The sequence below is a fragment of the Streptomyces sp. T028 genome, from assembly GCF_048159505.1.
Taxonomy (GTDB): Bacteria; Actinomycetota; Actinomycetes; order Streptomycetales; family Streptomycetaceae; genus Streptomyces.
The window spans coordinates 76,299-93,747 of the sequence record NZ_JBLRVZ010000053.1; the positions used below are offsets into that span (position 1 = coordinate 76,299).

Annotated in this window: 16 protein-coding genes and 1 pseudogene; 11 read left to right on the plus strand and 6 right to left on the minus strand. The window is 70.0% G+C overall.

Annotation, left to right across the window (positions count from 1 at the left end; genetic code table 11):
- Positions 1-80: 80 nt before the first annotated feature.
- The 5 genes and pseudogenes from ACLZN2_RS41790 (at position 81) to ACLZN2_RS41810 (ending at position 4,534) form a co-directional block, all read left to right on the plus strand.
- Positions 81-782: a response regulator transcription factor gene (locus tag ACLZN2_RS41790; RefSeq protein ID WP_416984965.1), complete on the plus strand. Its 702-nt coding sequence runs from the start codon at positions 81-83 to the stop codon at positions 780-782.
- A 64-nt stretch (positions 783-846) separates the two neighbouring features.
- Positions 847-2,622, plus strand: coding sequence for a sensor histidine kinase (locus ACLZN2_RS41795; RefSeq protein WP_416984967.1), 1,776 nt, complete (start codon positions 847-849; stop codon positions 2,620-2,622).
- 437 nt (positions 2,623-3,059) lie between these two features.
- A complete protein-coding gene (locus ACLZN2_RS41800; protein ID WP_416984969.1) occupies positions 3,060-3,566 on the plus strand; it encodes a hypothetical protein in 507 nt (168 codons plus the stop codon).
- A 142-nt stretch (positions 3,567-3,708) separates the two neighbouring features.
- Positions 3,709-3,909: pseudogene (locus tag ACLZN2_RS41805) on the plus strand (hypothetical protein); the annotation flags it as partial.
- 55 nt (positions 3,910-3,964) lie between these two features.
- The gene (locus ACLZN2_RS41810) at positions 3,965-4,534 is read left to right on the plus strand and encodes a maleylpyruvate isomerase N-terminal domain-containing protein (RefSeq protein ID WP_416984970.1); all 570 of its coding nucleotides are present in this window, start codon (positions 3,965-3,967) and stop codon (positions 4,532-4,534) included.
- Positions 4,535-4,585: 51 nt separating this feature from the next.
- Here the strand turns inward: ACLZN2_RS41810 and ACLZN2_RS41815 are convergent, their stop codons facing one another.
- Both ACLZN2_RS41815 and ACLZN2_RS41820 read right to left on the minus strand, forming a co-directional pair.
- A complete protein-coding gene (locus ACLZN2_RS41815) occupies positions 4,586-5,260 on the minus strand; it encodes a response regulator (protein ID WP_416984971.1) in 675 nt (224 codons plus the stop codon).
- Positions 5,257-6,843, minus strand: coding sequence for an ATP-binding protein (locus ACLZN2_RS41820; RefSeq protein ID WP_416984973.1), 1,587 nt, complete (start codon positions 6,841-6,843; stop codon positions 5,257-5,259). Before ACLZN2_RS41820 ends, ACLZN2_RS41815 begins: the two co-directional genes overlap by 4 nt.
- Positions 6,844-7,071: 228 nt before the next feature.
- Here ACLZN2_RS41820 and ACLZN2_RS41825 point away from each other — a divergent pair, with 228 nt between their 5' ends.
- From ACLZN2_RS41825 to ACLZN2_RS41840, 4 genes are all read left to right on the plus strand, one after another.
- The gene (locus tag ACLZN2_RS41825; RefSeq protein WP_416984984.1) at positions 7,072-8,034 is read left to right on the plus strand and encodes a Bug family tripartite tricarboxylate transporter substrate binding protein; all 963 of its coding nucleotides are present in this window, start codon (positions 7,072-7,074) and stop codon (positions 8,032-8,034) included.
- 183 nt (positions 8,035-8,217) lie between these two features.
- A complete protein-coding gene (locus tag ACLZN2_RS41830) occupies positions 8,218-9,384 on the plus strand; it encodes an ABC transporter substrate-binding protein (RefSeq protein ID WP_416984974.1) in 1,167 nt (388 codons plus the stop codon).
- A 33-nt stretch (positions 9,385-9,417) separates the two neighbouring features.
- Positions 9,418-11,187 carry an ABC transporter permease gene (locus tag ACLZN2_RS41835; protein WP_416984975.1) on the plus strand — a complete coding sequence of 590 codons (1,770 nt, stop codon included), beginning with the start codon at positions 9,418-9,420 and terminating at the stop codon, positions 11,185-11,187.
- On the plus strand, positions 11,180-12,307 hold the full coding sequence (locus ACLZN2_RS41840) for an ABC transporter ATP-binding protein (RefSeq protein WP_416984977.1): 1,128 nt from the start codon (positions 11,180-11,182) through the stop codon (positions 12,305-12,307). The genes ACLZN2_RS41835 and ACLZN2_RS41840 overlap by 8 nt, the downstream gene beginning before the upstream one ends.
- A 93-nt stretch (positions 12,308-12,400) precedes the next feature.
- Here ACLZN2_RS41840 and ACLZN2_RS41845 read toward each other — a convergent pair whose 3' ends face one another.
- From ACLZN2_RS41845 to ACLZN2_RS41855, 3 genes are all read right to left on the minus strand, one after another.
- On the minus strand, positions 12,401-13,108 hold the full coding sequence (locus tag ACLZN2_RS41845) for an ester cyclase (RefSeq protein ID WP_416984978.1): 708 nt from the start codon (positions 13,106-13,108) through the stop codon (positions 12,401-12,403).
- Between the two features lie 92 nt (positions 13,109-13,200).
- Positions 13,201-13,974, minus strand: coding sequence for an SDR family NAD(P)-dependent oxidoreductase (locus ACLZN2_RS41850; RefSeq protein WP_416984979.1), 774 nt, complete (start codon positions 13,972-13,974; stop codon positions 13,201-13,203).
- 121 nt (positions 13,975-14,095) lie between these two features.
- Positions 14,096-14,776 carry an MOSC domain-containing protein gene (locus ACLZN2_RS41855; RefSeq protein ID WP_416984980.1) on the minus strand — a complete coding sequence of 227 codons (681 nt, stop codon included), beginning with the start codon at positions 14,774-14,776 and terminating at the stop codon, positions 14,096-14,098.
- A gap of 80 nt (positions 14,777-14,856) precedes the next feature.
- Between ACLZN2_RS41855 and ACLZN2_RS41860 the strand changes: the two genes are divergently transcribed.
- Positions 14,857-15,774, plus strand: coding sequence for a LysR family transcriptional regulator (locus ACLZN2_RS41860; protein WP_416984981.1), 918 nt, complete (start codon positions 14,857-14,859; stop codon positions 15,772-15,774).
- Between the two features lie 81 nt (positions 15,775-15,855).
- Here the strand turns inward: ACLZN2_RS41860 and ACLZN2_RS41865 are convergent, their stop codons facing one another.
- The gene (locus ACLZN2_RS41865) at positions 15,856-16,185 is read right to left on the minus strand and encodes a WhiB family transcriptional regulator (protein ID WP_055638477.1); all 330 of its coding nucleotides are present in this window, start codon (positions 16,183-16,185) and stop codon (positions 15,856-15,858) included.
- Positions 16,186-16,564: 379 nt separating this feature from the next.
- Between ACLZN2_RS41865 and ACLZN2_RS41870 the strand changes: the two genes are divergently transcribed.
- On the plus strand, positions 16,565-17,176 hold the full coding sequence (locus tag ACLZN2_RS41870; protein WP_003948568.1) for a response regulator transcription factor: 612 nt from the start codon (positions 16,565-16,567) through the stop codon (positions 17,174-17,176).
- Positions 17,177-17,449 lie beyond the last annotated feature (273 nt).

Below are 17,449 nucleotides of genomic sequence, written 5' to 3' on the forward strand. Positions count from 1 at the left end.
TGGCCCGAAGTTATGACGATCCTGTCAGGACGCGGTCAGAAAGCCGTCTGGCCTGATCGCCGCGTGCCTACGCTGACCCCATGAACGCCCGTGTCCTCGTGGCCGAGGACGACACCAAACAGGCCGAGGTGATCCGCCGCTATCTGGAGAGCGAGGGCCACACCGCCCTGCTCGTCCACGACGGGCGCGCCGCGCTCGACGAGGTGCGCCGCCACCGGCCCGACCTGCTGGTCCTCGACGTGATGATGCCGGTCGTCGACGGTCTGGACGTGTGCCGCATCCTGCGCCGCGAGAGCGACCTGCCGGTGCTGATGCTGACCGCCCGCAGCACCGAGGAGGACCTGCTGCTCGGCCTGGACCTCGGCGCGGACGACTACCTCACCAAGCCGTACAGCCCGCGCGAGTTGATGGCCCGCATCCGTACGCTGCTACGGCGGACCCGGGCGTCCGGCACCGCTGCGGAGGACCCCGTCCTGCGGGTCGGCGCCCTCGCCGTCGACCCCGTCCGCCGCGCCGTCGAGATCGAGGGCCGGCAAGTGGCCTGCACACCGGGTGAGTTCGACGTCCTCGCCACGATGGCCGCCGAACCCGAACGGGTCTTCACCCGGCGCCAGTTGCTGGCGAGCACGCGCGGGGACGACCGTTACATCACCGAGCGCACCATCGACGTGCACGTGCTGAACCTCCGCAAGAAGATCGAACCCGTTCCCCGGCAACCGGTCTATCTCCAGACGGTGTACGGCGTCGGCTACCGCCTGACCGACGGCACCCGTGCCCGCTGAGACGGGCCGGACCGGGCGCGCGGGCCGGACCAGGCGTGGGGTCGGGGCAAGGGTCCACGGCAGAATGCCCCTGCGCCGGAGCCTGCTGGTCCGGCTGCTGGCGGCGTCGGTCACCATCGCCGTCTGCTCGGTCGCCGCCACCGCCTGGCTCGCCGCGCGCACCACCACCAGCGCCATCCAGCAGGAGCAGGGACAGGTCCTCGCCGACGACGCCCAGATCTACGACACGCTCATCGGCTACGCGGCCGACCACACCGACTGGTCCGCGGTGGCGCCCACGCTGAAACGGCTGGCCGAGCGGACCGGCCGTCACATCACCCTGACCACCCAGGACCGCAGGCCCATCACCGCGTCCGGCACCGCCACCCAGGGGCTCCCCACCAGGGCCTCGGCGCTCGTCGACCCGCTGCGGGCCGACCCGGCGCTGCTGCCCGGTGTCAAGGCGGACGGCATCGACCCGCGCGCGGTCGGCCCGTACCGGTTGCCGGGCGCCGAACGCAAGGAACTGCAGTACATCGCACGGAAGTTGCAGACCTGCCTGCGCGGTTCCGGTTTCGCCGCCGGAGTCACCGAAGGGGCGAGCGGCAGGCCCTCCCTCGTCATGACCGGCGACAGCAGCGTCCAGCGGAAAGTCGGCGAGGTGTGCGGTGTGTTCGAACTCGACGTTCCCACCAAGACCGAGAAGCGGGCGCTCGACCGGCTCAACACCCTGGTCGGCGGCTGCCTGAAACGCCAGGGACTGGACCCCCTCGAGGTCGGTCTCGGCTTCGCTCCCGCCAACAGCGTCAGCGAGCCAGTGCAACGGTGCGTCGACACCGCCCGCCGCGAGCAGCTCGCCCCGTACGTCGCTCCTCCCGCGCTGCTGTTCGTCGCGACCCCGGCCGGATCGGCCGAGCCGGGCTTCCACCTCTCGTCGGCCAACAAGGTCCGGCTCGCCGGTGTCGCCGCGCTCGTCCTCGTCCTCACCGTGGCCGTCACCGTCACCGTCGGCACCCGGCTGGTCAGACCGCTGCGGGCGCTGACCGACGCCGCCCGCCGCCCGACACAGCAGCACCTGCGGGTACCGGTGACCACCCACGACGAGATCGGCCATCTGGCCGCCGCCTTCAACGACCTGTCGGAGCGCCGTGAGCGCGTGGAGGTCCAGCGCAAGGCGATGGTCAGCGATGTCGCCCATGAACTGCGCACCCCGCTCAGTACGATCCGCAGCTGGCTCGAAGCGGCCCAGGACGGCCTGGCCGCCTCCGACGAGGCGTTCGTCGCCTCCCTGCTGGAGGAGGCCCTGCTGCTCCAGCACATCGTCGACGACCTCCAGCACCTGGCACAGGCCGACGCGGGCCGGCTCCGGCTGCACCCCGAACCCCTGCGTCTGCGGGAACTCCTCGACCAGGTGACCACCGCCCACCGCGGCCGGGCCGAGACCGCCGGCGTCACGCTCACCACCCACACCGAGGACGCCCCCACCCTCTACGCGGACCCCGTGCGCCTGCGCCAGACCATCGGCAACCTGCTGTCCAACGCCATCCGGCACACCCCGCCCGGAGGAGCCGTCACCCTGCGCTGCCGCCGCGTCGGCGACGAGGTCGTGATCGAGGTCGCCGACACCGGCACCGGTATCGCCGCCGCCGACCTGCCCCGCGTCTTCGACCGCTTCTGGCGCGCCGACAAGTCCCGCAGCCGCCAGACCGGCGGCAGCGGCCTGGGCCTGGCCATCGTCCGCCAGCTCACCGAGGCCCACGGCGGCACGGTCTCGGTGACCAGCACCCCGAACACGCGGACGGTCTTCACCCTGCGCCTCCCACTCACCTCCGACGAAGGGCCGACCGAAACGGCTCACTGAGATCCGGTCGTGCGTCGGCGGGTCAACTCCCCTCGGGCACGGCCACCAGGGCCCACACGGTCTTCCCGGGCGCGGATGGCGTTGGCCGCCGGCTCGGCGACGACCAGTTCGACGGTGTCATTGGCCGCAGTGCCGTACGGCCACCCCCAGGCGTCCATCTGCTGTGCGGCGAGCCGTCGGGCGAGGCGGGCGCCGCGCGGGGTCGCGCTGAACCGGAGGGACAGCGGTGCTTCCGGGCTGTGGCTGTGGCCGTGGCTGTGGCTGTGGCCGGGAGCGGTGTCGGGGAGTGGGGTGGTGTGGGGGCTGTCGGCCCACTCAGAACAGGAGCGAACAGTTATCGAAAGTAAGCGGAAAGCTGTTGGCAGTAGAGGGTCGGTAGCGGCTAGGCTGCTGGGTGTGAGCGGGCCGCCGGTGTCCGCGTCGAAGGAGAGTGGACTGTGGTGATCAAGGTCAGCATTCACGCGAGCCCGGAAGAACTTCCCGCGCTGATCGACGCGCTGGCCGCGCACGGGGCCGAGTTCAGTCTGCATGCCACGGCGCCTGCGGGGGACAAGCCGGCCCCGTCCGTGCTGGAACCGGAGGTGCTCGCGCTGCTGCGGACGCGGGCCGCGTCGCAGTACGCGGACCTGTTCGTCTCCTTCGTGGAGCAGGAGGTCCGTGAGCACGGGGCCGTCGCCGAGCTCGGGACGGAGAAGACGAGCTATGTGAAGCTCTATGTGCCGGGGCCGCGCAAGGTGGGCGCCTACTGCTACGTGCGGCCGGATCGTACTTACCTCGACTTCCGGCTGCCTCTTGAGGCCGCGGAGGGCTGCCGTTTCGCCGCCCCACGCAACGTCCAGGCGGACAACGCGCACGCGGTTCGCCTCCCCTTGACGACAGCCGACGCCCTGCCCGAGGCGCACCGCCTCGCTCGCCGGGCCGCGGAGGAGGCGGAGGCGGCGTAACCAGGGATGACGGCGCCGCCTACCTGCGCCGCGGCAACACCTTCCAGCGGACCAAGACATGGAAGGAATCCCCGACCCCGAGCGCGACGCCAAGCTCGACCGTATCGAGCAGGTGCTGGAACGCCAAGAGGCCCACTTCTGACCGCTGCGGCAGTTCACCCTGGCCAACTCCCACCACCGCAGCCACCCCGCGCAGACCCGGGTCCTGCACGCTTACCTGCGCTGGTGCAACGCCCACGCCCGCCACCCCGACGTACCCGCCGCCCAGCGCAGGCAACGCGCCCGCGTCCGCAGCGAGAGGGGCATCCGCTGGGGCGGACGTGCCAGATGCCCGGCGGCGTGAAGGATCGACAACCGGCACACCCCAGTCCCACAACACGGACCGCGAGGAGCTCTGCATGGACCATCAGGACGTCGACGCCGCCGTGGCAGAGATGCTGCGGGTGCTCGGCCCCCATACCGCCGAGGACTGGACGGTGCCGGCGGGGCCGCTCGAATGGACCTGCCGGCAAACAGCCGCCCACATCGGCCACGACCTGTTGGCCTACGCAGGGCAGCTGGCAGCACAGCCCGCCGACGCCTACCTTCCCATCGACCTGAACGTTCGCCCCACCGCCTCACCCTCTGAGGTGCTCCAGGCCGTCACCGCCTGCGGCGGACTGCTCAGCAGCGCCCTGGCCACAGCCACCCCGACCCTGAGGGCCTGGCACTGGGGCCCGTGCGACCCCGAAGGGTTCGCGGCGATGGGCGTCGCCGAAACCCTGCTGCACACCTACGACATCACGCAAGGACTGTCCGTGGACTGGCTGCCACCAGCACCGCTGAGTGCAGCAGTACTCGACCGGCTCTTCCCCGCCGCCCCGCCCGGAGACCCCACCCGGGTACTCCTCTGGTGCACCGGCCGCGGAGAACTCGACGGCCTCCCTCGCCAAACCTCATGGAGGTGGGAAGCAGCACGATCGGACTGATCGAGCTGATCCCGCGAACGTTCCCGGCCACAGCACTAGAGGCCGCCGCTGTCAGCCGCCCGTCCAGCGGTACCGGCGTTCGGGGCGGCCGGTTCCGCCGTAGCGCAGGCGTACCTCGGCCCGGCCGGTCTGGGTGAAGAACTCCAGGTATCTGCGCGCGCTCACGCGGGACAACTCGGCGGCCGTCGCGCAGTCGGTCGCCGACATGTCGGTCTCCGCCGATCGCAGCACACGGGCCACCACCTCGGCGGTCTCCGACGTCAGGCCCTTGGGCAGCGGGGTGGATCTGCGGGGCCGGCTCCCGAAGACCTGGTCGACGTCCGCCTGCGCCGCCTGTTCGAGGGAGCCGAGCTTGGCGTGCAGCGTGGCGAAATGCTGCAGCTGCTCGTGCAGTGCCTCGTAGGTGAACGGCTTGATCACATAGTGCAGGGCACCGCCGCGCATGGCACCGCGGACGGTGTCCACATCGGTGGCGGCACTGATCACGATCACGTCGGGCTGGACCTCGCTGTCGGTCCGGATGCGCCGGAGCACGGAGAGTCCGTCGAGGTCGGGCAGGTAGATGTCCAACAGGACCAGGTCGGGCCGCAGCTCGGTGACCATGCGCAGGGCGTCGGTCCCGCTGTGCGCCAGTCCGGCCACCTCGAACCCCGGGGTCTTCGCCACGTACCCGCTGTGCACCTTGGCGACCATGAAGTCGTCGTCGACGACGAGCACTCTGATCACGTCCGTACCTCCGGAGTGATCGGCAGCGTCGCGGTGAACACGGCGCCGTCGGAGTGATGCACCCCGACCGTGCCGCCGCGGCGCACACAGGTCTGCCGGGTGATCGCCAGACCGATGCCGAGCCTCCCGCCCTGTTCCGCGGCCTTGGTGGTGAAGCCGTTGCGGAACACCTCCTCGGCGATCCCGGGGGCGGCACTGGGGCCCGAGTCACGGACCGTCACCCGCACCATGTCGTCCTCTTCACTCAGCCCGACCTCGATCCAGCCCGCATCGTCCCTGGCGTGCCCGCGCAGCGAGTCCAGTGCGTTGTCCACCAGGTTTCCGAGCACGGTCACCAGGTCCGCGGACAGGGTGTCGCCGACGGGACCGAGCTCGGACGACTCGGACAGTCGTAGATCGACTCCCTGCTCCGACGCGAGGCTGGCCTTGGCGATGAGCAGCGTGGCCACCCCGACGTCGGCGATCTTCGCGGTCACCTCGGCCTGCCAGTGGCTGCCGCTGGCGGACACCTTGCGGACGTAGCGGCGGACCTCGTCGTACTCGCCGAGCTCGATCAGCCCGGCGATGGTGTGCAGCCGGTTGCTGAACTCGTGAGTCTGCGCGCGCAGTGTGTCGGTGGCGCTCTGGTTGGCGTCGAGCTGGTCCTGCAGCATTACCAGCTCGGTGCGGTCGCGCAGGGTGACCACGGCGCCGAGGCTGCGGTCGCCGCGGGTGACCGGCATCCGGTTCATGACCAGCACCCTGCCGCGGCGCAGGCCGATCTGGTCGCTTCCGGCGGCCGTACCGGTGAGCACGTCGACCAGGCGTTCGTTGAGGCCGAGGTCGTGCACCGAGCGGCCGACCGCGTCCTCCGACAGCGTCAGGAGCTCCTTGGCCGAGTCGTTGACAAGGGTGATCCGGTGTTGCTGGTCGAGGCCGATCACGCCCTCGCGGATGCCGTGCAGCATGGCTTCCTGGTGCTCGGCGAGTCTGGTGATCTCGGCGGGTTCGAGCCCGAGGGTCTGCCGTTTCACCCACCAGGCCAGCGACAGCGAGCCCGCGGCGCCGAGCACGCCGGCGACGCCGAGCAGGACCAACAGCTGGGGGAACGTGCTGGTCAGGTTCTGCCAGCTGTTCGGCGGAACCTTTTCCGCCACCACATAGCCGCTGACGCGCTGGGTCTGCGCCGAGATCACCGGGACATGGGCGACGACCGAGCCGTCGATGACACCGACCCAGGCGCGGCCCTGGGTCACCGTGGACCCGCCCAGTCGCATCGGCCTGCCGACCTCGTCCGGGTTCTGCGAGGTGAGCACCGTGCCGTCGGCCCGGGCGATGGCCACCGCGCTCGCCCCGGACAGCATCTGCGCCCTGGTGGCGAAGGGGGCCAGCGCCGAGTGCTGCTGGGGGTCGGCGAGCAGCTCGCGCAGACTCGGGTTGGCCGCCACGTCCTCGGCGACCCCCAGCATCCGGCGGGATTCGGTGGCTCGAATCGTACGGTCGGCCTGCGCCAGTCCGATCGCGACGACGGCGACCAGCAGCACCAGCACGATCAACAGCTGCAGCACCAGGAGCCGACGCGCCAGTGAGCCCTTTCTGCCCACGTCTTACGCACCTCCCGGCCTCGTTACCTGCAGTGTGACTCTCCCCGGCGCAACGCGTACACCTGGTGGAGTGAACGAGATGACCACGATCCCTGCGACCACCCTGCAGACAGGCGAGGCGCGACGTCGCATGATTCTGGACAGTCCAGCGTCGTGAGACAAGGGGTCACAGTGACGACAACGACGAGAACGCGTCGCGGCCTCGCGGCTCTGACGAGGTCGCTCGTCATGCTGGTCGCCCTGGTCACAGCCCTGGCCGCGACCACGGCGCTGAGCGCCTGTGACGCCATCGGCCCGGACGGCAGGCTGAGCGGACTGCGGATCATGGTGCCGAACAACCCCGGTGGCGGGTACGACATCACGGCGCGCACCACGGCGAAGATCATGGGGGACGCGGGTGTCGCCCGCACGGTCGACGTGTTCAACCTGCCGGGCGCCGGCGGCACGGCCGGCCTCGGGCGGCTGGTCGGCGAGGACGGCAACGGCAAGCTGGTCATGCAGATGGGCCTGGGAGTGGTCGCCGGCACCCACGCCAACTCCTCGAGGATCACCCTGGCCGACACCACGCCCATCGCCCGGCTGCTGGAGGAGCCCGACGTCGTCGTGGTCTCCAACAGCTCCCCGTACACCGACATAGGGCAGCTGATCGACGCGTGGAAGGCCGATCCGGGCAAGGTCGCGGTCGGCGGCGGATCCGCCCCCGGCGGTCCGGACCACCTCGCGCCGATGCTCGTGGCCAAGGCCGTCGGCCTGGACCCGAAGAAGGTCGACTACGTGCCGTTCGACGGGGGCGGTGAACTGCTCGCGTCGGTACTCGGCGGCGACGTCGCCTTCGGCGTGTCCGGTATCGGAGAGCACATCGACCAGGTCAAGGCGGGCAAGCTGCGGGTCCTGGCGGTGACGGGACCCGAGCGGGTCGACGGGGTGGACGCGCCGACCCTGCGGGAAGCGGGCGTCGACGTCGAGTTCACCAACTGGCGCGGCGTGGTCGCGCCACCGGGGATCAGCGACGCCGAGCGGCAGGCGCTCATCGACGCCTACTCCGAGATGCACCGGGCACCGCAGTGGAGAGCGGCGCTGGCCCGCAACGGCTGGGACGACGCGTTCCTGACCGGCGACGACTTCGGCGCCTTCATACGGCAGCAGACCGACCGGGTCGAGTCGATGCTGAGGCAGCTGGGACTGGCCTGAGCCCAGGGAAGGCGCGGCTGTCCGGCCCTCGCGGACGGCATGGTTTTGAGGGTGACGACCGCCATGACCAGAACGACCAATAAGACCAGTACGACCCTTTGCGGCTGAACCATTTACCGAGGTGACGCGGCTCTCTAACCTCCCGGCAACAGGTGCCAGTGGGCACGCTCGAGGAGGAAACCCATGCCCAGAATCACCCAGCCCGGCCCCCGACGCCCCGCCGTCACGGGTATGGCGACCGCGCTCGTCCTGACCCTCGGCGTCGCGACGCTGACCGCCTGCGGAGGCGGCGACGACTCTCCCACGGTGGCGGAGAACAAGATCTCCGCGGGCCAGGTGCCCGACTACTACCCCGAGGACTACGCGGACCTGATCGAGGCGGCCAAGAAGGAGGGTGGCAAGGTCACCCTCTACTCCAACCTCGGCGACGACAACATGGCGCCCATCGTCCGGGACTTCAAGAAGAAGTACGACTTCATCAAGACCGTCGACGTCAACGAACTCGACAGCGACGAGCTGTTCCAGAAGGTCCTCTCGGAGAACGCGGCCGGCGAGTCGCCCGCGGACATCATGATCTCCAGCGCGGCCAGCGCCTGGGCCGACTTCTCCGGGCGCAAGGACACCGTGCTGGAGTACGACTCGCCCGAGGCCGCCAAGCTCGGCGACGAGTCGGAACTGCTGCCCAGCGTCTACTCGATGTCCAAGGACCCGATGACGATCGCCTACAACACCTCCCTGGTGGAGAAGGCGCCGACCGGCATCTCCGACCTGGCCGCGATCATGAAGGCCGACGAGGGCACGTACAAGAACAAGGTCACCGTCCGTGACCCGTCGGGCTCCTTCGGCTTCTCGGTGACCCGTGCCCTCACCGAGGGCAACCCCGAGGCGTGGGACGCCCTGGAGACCATGCTCCCGCTGACCCGCCCGGAGACCTCCTCCGGCACCCAGCTGGAGAAGATCGTCGCCGGTGAGTACTCGGCCGGCTTCCTGATCAGCGCCTCCCCGGCCTACCCGGTCGTCGAGGACAGCGCGGGCCTGGTGAAGATCGTCTTCCCGAAGGACGGCACCGTCGTCCTCCCGCGCGGCATCGGTATCGCCGCCGAGGCGCCGCACCCGGCGACCTCGAAGCTGTTCCTGGACTTCGCGCTGTCGGAGGAGGGCCAGCGCGCCGTCGCCGAGGGCGGTCTGTCGTCCTACCGGGAGGGCGTCTCGGGCGAGGGTCTGCACACCTACCAGGAGGTCGTCGACGCGGTCGGCGAGGACAACATCATCCCCGTCAAGTACACCGCCGTCTCCAAGAGCGACGCCGACGCCTGGCTCGACCGCTTCAACGGACTCGCCAAGAAGTAGGCACGGCTGACGCGACGATCGGAGCCAGAACAGATGTCAACCCTGACCAAGCCGCCCGGCACGCCGGCCGACGAACACCTCCAGGAGTTCAGGCCGCCGCGCTACCGCCGAATTCTCGGCATCGGACGGGACCAGGTCGTCCAGTACGCGGTCCTCGCGATCCTCGCGGTCCTGGTACTGGCTCCGATCGTCCCGACCCTCTACCAGAGCATCCGCAACCGCCCGCTCTACGAGGCCGGGGGAGCCTTCACCCTCAGCGGCTACAGCAGGCTCTTCACCGAGGCCGGCTTCGGCGAAGTGGCCCTCAACACGCTGCTGTTCGCCACTCTCACCACGCTGCTGAGCCTGGCCATCGCCATCCCGATGGCGATCGTGGTGGTCCGCACCAAGCTGCCGGGCGGCCGGGTGGTCGCCCTGGCGATGCAGTGGCCGTTCTTCATCTCCTCGCTGATCCTGGGCTTCGGCTGGATCATCATGTACGGCCCGGCCGGGTTCGTCAGCATCAAGGTCCAGCAGGTCTTCGGCGGAGTGCCGTGGAACCTGTACTCGATCCCCGGGATGGCGCTCACGGAGGCCGTGGCCCTCGCGCCGATCGCCTACGTGTTCTGCGCCAACGCGCTCCGGCAGTCCGACGCGTCCCTGGAGTCGGCGGCCCAGGTCTGCGGGGCCGGCCCCTTGCGGATCCTGGCGCAGGTGGTCGTCCCGATGCTCAGGCCGCCCATCGTCTACAGCGCCATCCTGGTCTTCTCCGTGTCGCTCGAAACCCTGAGCGTGCCGCTGCTGTACGGCCAGCCGGTGAAGATCGACGTGTTCTCGACGTTCCTCTACCACAACGGCCTCACGTCGGTGGACCCCGACTACACGGTCCTGGGCGCCGCCTCCACGATCATCCTGCTGGTCGCGCTCAGTCTGGTGGCGGTGCAGGCGAAGCTGCTCAAGAACGCCGCCCGGTTCGTGTCCGTGCGCGGCAAGGCGACCCGCCCCCGCAAGCTCGACCTGGGCTGGCTGAAGTGGGTGAGCATCGTGTGCATCTGGTTCTACGTCATCGCCGGTGCGCTGATCCCGATCGTCGGCCTGGTCTTCCGCTCCTTCACGCTGATCTTCACCCCGCTCCAGTCGCCGCTGAAGACCGTCACCACCCAGAACTACGAGATGGTGTTCGAGTCGGACAACTACGTCCGGTCCATCTGGAACAGCGTCATCGTGGCCGGGGTCGGCGCGGTGACGATCAGCGCCCTCGCCGTGGTCGCGGTCATGGTCGCCCGCCGCTCCACCTTCCGCTTCGGCCGGGCCGTGGAGTACCTCGCGCTGATCCCGCAGTCGATGCCGGGCATCATCGTGGGTATCGGTTTCTTCTGGGCCCTCGCCCTCGCCCCGTTCGGCATCGGCTCGGTGCTGCAGGGCACGATCTACGCCGTCATCATCGCCTTCGGCATCCGCGCCCTGCCCAGTGCGTTCGGCTCGGTCGCCCCGGCGATCATGCAGATCGGCGGCGAACTGGACAACGCGGCCCGGGTGTCCGGCGCCGACTGGGTGATGACGTTCTTCCGCGTGCTGCGGGCCCTCCTCACGCCCGCCTTCGCCGGTGCGCTGATCCTGACCTTCGTGATCATGCTCAAGGAGTACTCGCCCGCGGTGTTCATCAGTTCCGCGGACAACAACATCCTGGGAACCACCATGCTGCGGCTGTGGACCCAGGGCCGGGCCGGATCCGTCGCCGCTCTGGCAACCCTCCAGATCGCCATCACCGCGGTCTTCGTCGCACTCGCCGGCCTGCTCATGAAGGGAAAGCACCATGCCTGAGGTGACCGTGAAGAACCTGGCCAAGACGTTCGGGGACAACTCCGTCCTGCGCGACGTCACCTTCACCATCAAGGACGGCGAGTTCTTCACCCTCCTGGGAGCGAGCGGCTGCGGCAAGTCGACCACGCTCAACTGCATAGCGGGTCTGGAGCAGCCCACCGAGGGTTCCATCTCGGTCGGCGGCAAACCCTTCGTCGACGCCGCGTCCGGCGTCTTCCTCCCACCCGAGGAACGCAACCTCGGCATGGTCTTCCAGTCCTACGCGCTGTGGCCGCACATGACCATCGCGAAGAACCTCGCCCTGCCCCTGAACATCCGCAAGGTCCCCAAGGAGAAGCAGAAAACGCTGATCCACGACGCGCTGGACAAGGTCGGCCTCGCCGACCTGAGCGGCCGCTACCCGCACCAGCTCTCCGGCGGTCAGCAGCAGCGCGTCGCCCTCGCCCGCGCCCTGGTCTACTCCCCGACGGTCCTCCTCCTCGACGAACCGCTGTCCAACCTGGACGCCAAACTGCGCGAACAGGCCCGTGCCTGGCTCAAGCGCCTCCAGGTGGAGCTCGGCATCACCACGGTCTACGTCACCCACGACCAGGAGGAGGCCCTCGCCCTCAGCGACCGCATCGCGGTGATGGAGGGCGGCAACATGATCCAGATCGGTACCCCGCACGAGATCTACGAACGCCCCGCCGCCCCCGCGGTGGCCGCCTTCGTGGGCCGCTGCAACTTCCTCACCGGCCGGGTGACCGGCCAGGAGGGCACACGCCACCGCATCCTCCTCGACTGCAGCGCCGACACGGTCCAGGTCGAGAGCGACCGGTCCGTCCCGGGCGGCGACTCCGTCACCGTCGCGATCCGGCCCGAGCGCCTCAAGGTCGTTCCGGCGGCGACGGCGGCCTCCGCCGTCAACCAGCTGAAGGCCGAGGTCATCACCAGCTCCTACGTCGGCTCCCGCTACGAGTACGACGTCCGGCTGGGCGAGCAGATCGTGCAGGTCCTCAGCGACCACGGCGGGCTGTCCGGCGAAGTGGCCCTCGTCTTCGAGCCCGACCAGGCCCTCCTCTACGCCGAGACGGTCGAACTCCCCGAGGAGCAGCGCGAGTTGCTGACCGCGGCCTCGTAGAGGCGCACGAGGAAGCAGGGCGAAGAAGCCCCCGTCCCGGTGGTGCGGAACGGGGGCTTCCCCCTTCGCGGGCGGTCTGTACGGGCGTACGACTCAGGTCTCCAGCGCGTCCAGGGCGCCCAGTTGGCCCATCAGCCCCAGTCGGTCGTACTGCCACCAGGCCTCGGCCATCCTGCCGTCCGGCCGGCAGCGATGGATCGTCGTGCCGGTCATGGAGACCTTCCGTCCGCTCGCCGGGATCCCCATGAACTCGCCGGTGTGGGTGCCGTTCCAGGTCCACCGGGTGCACACACGGTCGTCCTGGGCGAGCTGGTCCTCGACGGTGAACGAGAAGACGAAGCCGCCCTTCCACATCTCGATCTCGCGCCGCACCGCGTCCATGCCGATGACGTCCTGCTCATTGGCGGGATCGTGGTCGTGGTAGTCCTCCACGAGCAGATCGTCGAGCGCGGGCAACGGCCCCGGAGCGCCCAGCGTCTCGAAGAAGCGGCGCGCGTTGGCCGCGTACAGCTGCTCGTCCCGCACCACGTCCAGATCGGTGAAGGTCGGCATCTCGTCGCACAGGGCGACCATCTGCTGGAAGACCCTGTCGGTCTCCGGCAGGTTCGAGTTCCGCATCGCGTCCTCGTACGACGGGAACTCCACGATCTCGATGAAGTGCGACGCGTCGGACCGGTCCTTGCCGATCACGTTGTGCGTCGCGGTCCGCTTCCCCTTGGTCTGCTCGACCCATGAGTCCATCAGCCGGTTCATCTCGTCGAACCGACTGGTCTTGCAGTCGATGAGCTGTACGAATGTCATGACGCCGCCTCCGGTCCCCCTGGGTCCGGTCTTCTGACAAGCCCATTTTCCCACCGGAGCGCCGACGTCACCCGCGTAACCGAGGACGCCGGCTACTGAGGCCCGTACTTCCGGCCCGTCCTGGAGCTGATCCCGCCCAGCAGCGCGCGCGGCGTCACCTTCACCAGAGCCATCAGCGTCTTGTAACGCGGGTCGGGGATCGACAGCGACTTCCCCCGCGCCAGATCGTCCAGCGCCGCCGCGACCAGCTTGTCCGCGTCCAGCCACATCCAGCCCGGGATGTTGTCCGTGCCCATCCCGGCCCGCTCGTGGAACTCCGTGCGCACGAAACCCGGGCACAGCGCCATCAGCCGCACCCCGCTGCCGGCCAGATCCTTCGCCGCGCCCTGCGTGAACTGCACGACCCACGCCTTCGACGCCCCGTACGTCCCGCGCGGCAGGAACGCCGCCACCGACGCCACGTTCACCACACCGCCGCGCCCGCGCTCCCGCATCGACGCGACCGCGGCAGACGTCAGCCGCAGCACCGCCTCGCAGTGCACCTTGAGCATCTTCAGCTCGTCGGCCATCGGTACGTCGAGATAGCGGCCCCTGTTGCCGAAGCCCGCGTTGTTGATCAGCAGGTCGACCGGGTTCTTGCGGTCACCGAGCCGGGCGGCCACCGCCTCGATGCCCGCGTCGGTGGCGAGGTCGGCGGTGAGCACCTCCGCCTCGATGCCGTGCCGGTCGTGCAACTCGGTCGCCTGCTCGCGCAGCCGCTTGGTGTCCCGGGCGACAAGGACGAGATCATGCCCGTCCGCCGCCAGTCTGCGGGCGAACGCGGCGCCGATGCCCGCGGTCGAACCCGTGATGAGAGCCGTTGTCATGGCTGAAGAGTAATGACCCGGACCATGCGGATCCGCTCCGCGCACACGGCCTCGCACACGCCCTCCCGAACGTGAAGAACCGGTGCGGGCCGGGGACCGTGACCGCCGCCGTGACCGCCGTTCAGCGGTCTGTTCGGTCGCCGTACTTCTCGACGTACTCGCGTGCCGCCGCCCGCGCCTCCGGGTGCAGGGCCTCGCCCGCCGCGAGCAGCCGCGGCAGCAGTTCGCGGTGCGTGGTGACCGCCTGGAACTGCATCCGGGCCGTGACCTCGTGCTCCGGCACATGGACGATCTCGATCGCGTCCCCCGCGCGGACCTCGCCCGGCTCGATCACCCGCAGATACGCGCCGGTCGCCGCCTTCGCCGTGAACCGCCTGACCCACTTCTCCTCACCCATGTGGCCCTGGAAGGTACGGCACGGGATCCGCCCGGAGGTGACCTCCAGCACCACGTCGGGGCCGATCCGCCAGCGCTCGCCGATCCGGGCCCCGGAGACGTCCAGGCCGGTGGTGGTGAGGTTCTCGCCGAACGCGCCGGCGGACAGCGTGCGCCCCAGCTCGCGCTCCCAGTCGTCGAGATCCTCGCGCGCCACGGCGTACACCGCCTGGTCGTCCCCGCCGTGATGGATCAGGGAGCAGATCTCGTCCCCGGCCAGCCCGCTGCCGGCGACGCCCTTCGGACCGGGCGCCGAGATCCGCACGGGTCCCTCGACCGGCCGCTTGTCGATGCCGGTCAGCTTCTGCGGATGGTCGGTGTACGGGACGGCCCGCGCTCGGCCCAGGTTGACGGAGAGAAGCCTCATGACGTCACGGTAGGTCACCGCACCTCAAAGTGTCGACGTGTTTTTGGACGCCGTACCCAAGGTGCGCTTATGCTCGAAGCGTGATCGAGGCCCGTCATCTCCGTGTGCTGCGCGCCGTCGCCGCCACCGGCTCGTTCTCGGCGGCCGGGCGCGAACTGGGCTGCACCCAGCCGGCCGTCAGCCAGCAGATGAAGGCCCTGGAGACCTCCGTGGGCACCCCTCTGCTGGTCCGCAGCGGCCGTGAGATGCGGCTGACCCAGGCGGGCGAGGCCCTCGTACGGCACGCGGCCGGGATCCTGTCCGGCCTCACCGCCGCCGAGGAGGAGGTCGCCGCGATCGCGGGGCTGCGCGCCGGCCGGGTCCGGCTGGTGTCCTTCCCCAGCGGCAGCTCCACCCTCGTCCCCACCGCCCTCGCCGCCCTGCGCGCGGACCACCCCGGCACCCGGGTCTCCCTGGAGGAGGCCGAACCCCCCGAGTCGGTCGAGGCGCTGCGCGCCGGGGACTACGACATCGCCCTCGCGTTCCGCTACGCGCGCGTGCCGGGCGCCGGGCAGGCCGAGGAGTGGGACGACCTGGTCGTACGGCCCCTGCTGACGGACCGGCTGGTCGCCCTCGTACCGGAGCGGCACCGGCTCGCGCGGGCGGAGGCCGTCGCCATCGGCGAACTCGCCGCCGAACCGTGGATCGCGGGCTGCCCGCGCTGCCGGGGCCAGCTGGTGGAGGTGTGCGAGCGCGCGGGCTTCACGCCCCGCATCGACTTCGCCACCGACGACTACCCGGCGGTGGTCGGCCTGGTCGGCGCCGGTCTCGGTGTGGCCGTCCTGCCCCAGCTCGCGATCGAGTCCGTACGGCCCCGGGGAGCGCGCGCGGTGACGCTGGAACCGGCGGTGCGGCGGGAGATCGTCGCGCTCACCCTGCCAGACCTGGCCCAGGTGCCGGCGGTCGCGGCGACGCTGGAGCGGCTGGCGCGGGCGGCGCGGGCGGCGCGGGCCAAATAGCCAACGGCGGGCACGTACGCGTGCCCGCCGATTGCCCATATGGCTTGCAGAAACGTTCCTTCAATGTCCTTCGGCGTTCCTTCACGTGTCCGACGACGCGTCTCTCGCGCCCGTCGACGCCGACACCAGGCGATTGCGCGCCCGGCCCATCAGCTCCTCGCGCTCGTCCTCGGTCAGCCCGCCCCACACGCCGTACGGCTCGCGTACGGCCAGCGCGTGAGCCGCGCACTGCGCGCGGACCGGGCACCTCATGCAGACCTCCTTGGCCGAGTTCTCTCGAGCGCTCCGAGCCGCCCCGCGCTCACCCTCCGGATGGAAGAAGAGCGAACTGTCCACCCCGCGGCAGGCAGCCAGGAGCTGCCAGTCCCACAGGTCCGCGTTCGGTCCGGGAAGGCGGGAGAAATCTGCCATTGCGTGACCCCTTGTAGCCGTTCTGAGCGGATACGGTGCCAACGACCGTACAACTACGATCTAAGGAGATGAAAATATGACTCATTGCGAATCTAGCCTCAGACACCAGCTAAAGGGAAGAAATAGGGCTGAATGGGGCACGGGTTGTGATGAAAGCTTGAGGGTCAGCGCGGCAGCCTCCACCGTGTCCGCACCCTCACGTAGAGTGCCGAAGACTGCATGCGGCCCCGTAACTCTTTCGAGTGACCGTCGTTGAGAGTGCGAGGCGGTTGAAAACACAAACGCTCGGGCAGGCGTCCGAGACGGTCGACCGCACAGGTGACGATTTCCCACCAGCCTGGAGGCACAAGGTGACGCGCATCAGCTGCGGAGGGCGGCCATGACTTCCGTCCTCGTCTGCGACGACTCCCCGCTTGCCCGAGAGGCGCTCCGCCGCGCGGTCGCGACCGTGCCCGGCGTCGAGCGCGTGACGACGGCGGCCAACGGCGAGGAAGTCCTCCGCCGCTGGGGCGCCGACCGCTCGGACCTCATCCTGATGGACGTGCGCATGCCCGGACTGGGCGGTGTCGAAACCGTACGGCGGCTGCTGTCCGCCGACCCCGGTGCGCGCATCATCATGCTCACCGTCGCCGAAGACCTGGACGGTGTCGCCCTCGCGGTGGCCGCCGGCGCCCGCGGCTATCTGCACAAGGACGCCTCGCGCGCGGAGCTGCGCGCGACCGTCACCCAGGCGCTCGCCGACCCGACCTGGCGGCTGGCCCCGCGCCGGCTGCGCTCCGCCGAGATGGGCGCCGCGCCCACGCTCACCGCGCGCGAGATCCAGGTCCTCGAAGGCATGAGCCACGGCCGCTCCAACGCGGAGATCGGCCGCGAGCTGTTCCTCTCCGAGGACACCGTCAAGACGCACGCCCGGCGCCTGTTCAAGAAACTCGGCGCCTCGGACCGCGCCCACGCGGTGGCCCTGGGCTTCCGGTGGGGACTGGTCCGCTAGGGCGTGTCCGCAAAGTCCCGTCGTCCGCCCGGAGGGCGGGCCGGGCGGCGTCAGGTGCGTGCTCTGGGGGTCCCCCCGGCCGGAGGCTGGGGGAGTGCCGGGCACGGACCCTCGTACTGGTTGCACGTGGGTTCGTGCCCGGTGCGGCGGGTGGGGGTGGTACCCCCTCTGGGGGAGTGTGCATGGCGTCGCCGGGCAGGCGGGACTTTGCGGACACGACCCAGGGCGTGTTTCGAAAGTCCCTCCCCCAGAGGGGGTGCCCCCAGCCCGGCG

Bases quoted from the DNA above. Each gene is read 5' to 3' on its own strand.
- ACLZN2_RS41825 (WP_416984984.1), top strand. From the start codon at position 7,072: ATGCTGGTCGCCCTGGTCACAGCCCTGGCCGCGACCACGGCGCTGAGC.
- ACLZN2_RS41870 (WP_003948568.1), top strand. From the start codon at position 16,565: ATGACTTCCGTCCTCGTCTGCGACGACTCCCCGCTTGCCCGAGAGGCG.
- ACLZN2_RS41865 (WP_055638477.1), bottom strand. From the start codon at position 16,185: ATGGCAGATTTCTCCCGCCTTCCCGGACCGAACGCGGACCTGTGGGAC.
- ACLZN2_RS41810 (WP_416984970.1), top strand. From the start codon at position 3,965: ATGGACCATCAGGACGTCGACGCCGCCGTGGCAGAGATGCTGCGGGTG.
- ACLZN2_RS41855 (WP_416984980.1), bottom strand. From the start codon at position 14,776: ATGAGGCTTCTCTCCGTCAACCTGGGCCGAGCGCGGGCCGTCCCGTAC.
- ACLZN2_RS41850 (WP_416984979.1), bottom strand. From the start codon at position 13,974: ATGACAACGGCTCTCATCACGGGTTCGACCGCGGGCATCGGCGCCGCG.
- ACLZN2_RS41830 (WP_416984974.1), top strand. From the start codon at position 8,218: ATGCCCAGAATCACCCAGCCCGGCCCCCGACGCCCCGCCGTCACGGGT.
- ACLZN2_RS41835 (WP_416984975.1), top strand. From the start codon at position 9,418: ATGTCAACCCTGACCAAGCCGCCCGGCACGCCGGCCGACGAACACCTC.
- ACLZN2_RS41845 (WP_416984978.1), bottom strand. From the start codon at position 13,108: ATGACATTCGTACAGCTCATCGACTGCAAGACCAGTCGGTTCGACGAG.
- ACLZN2_RS41790 (WP_416984965.1), top strand. From the start codon at position 81: ATGAACGCCCGTGTCCTCGTGGCCGAGGACGACACCAAACAGGCCGAG.
- ACLZN2_RS41795 (WP_416984967.1), top strand. From the start codon at position 847: ATGCCCCTGCGCCGGAGCCTGCTGGTCCGGCTGCTGGCGGCGTCGGTC.
- ACLZN2_RS41840 (WP_416984977.1), top strand. From the start codon at position 11,180: ATGCCTGAGGTGACCGTGAAGAACCTGGCCAAGACGTTCGGGGACAAC.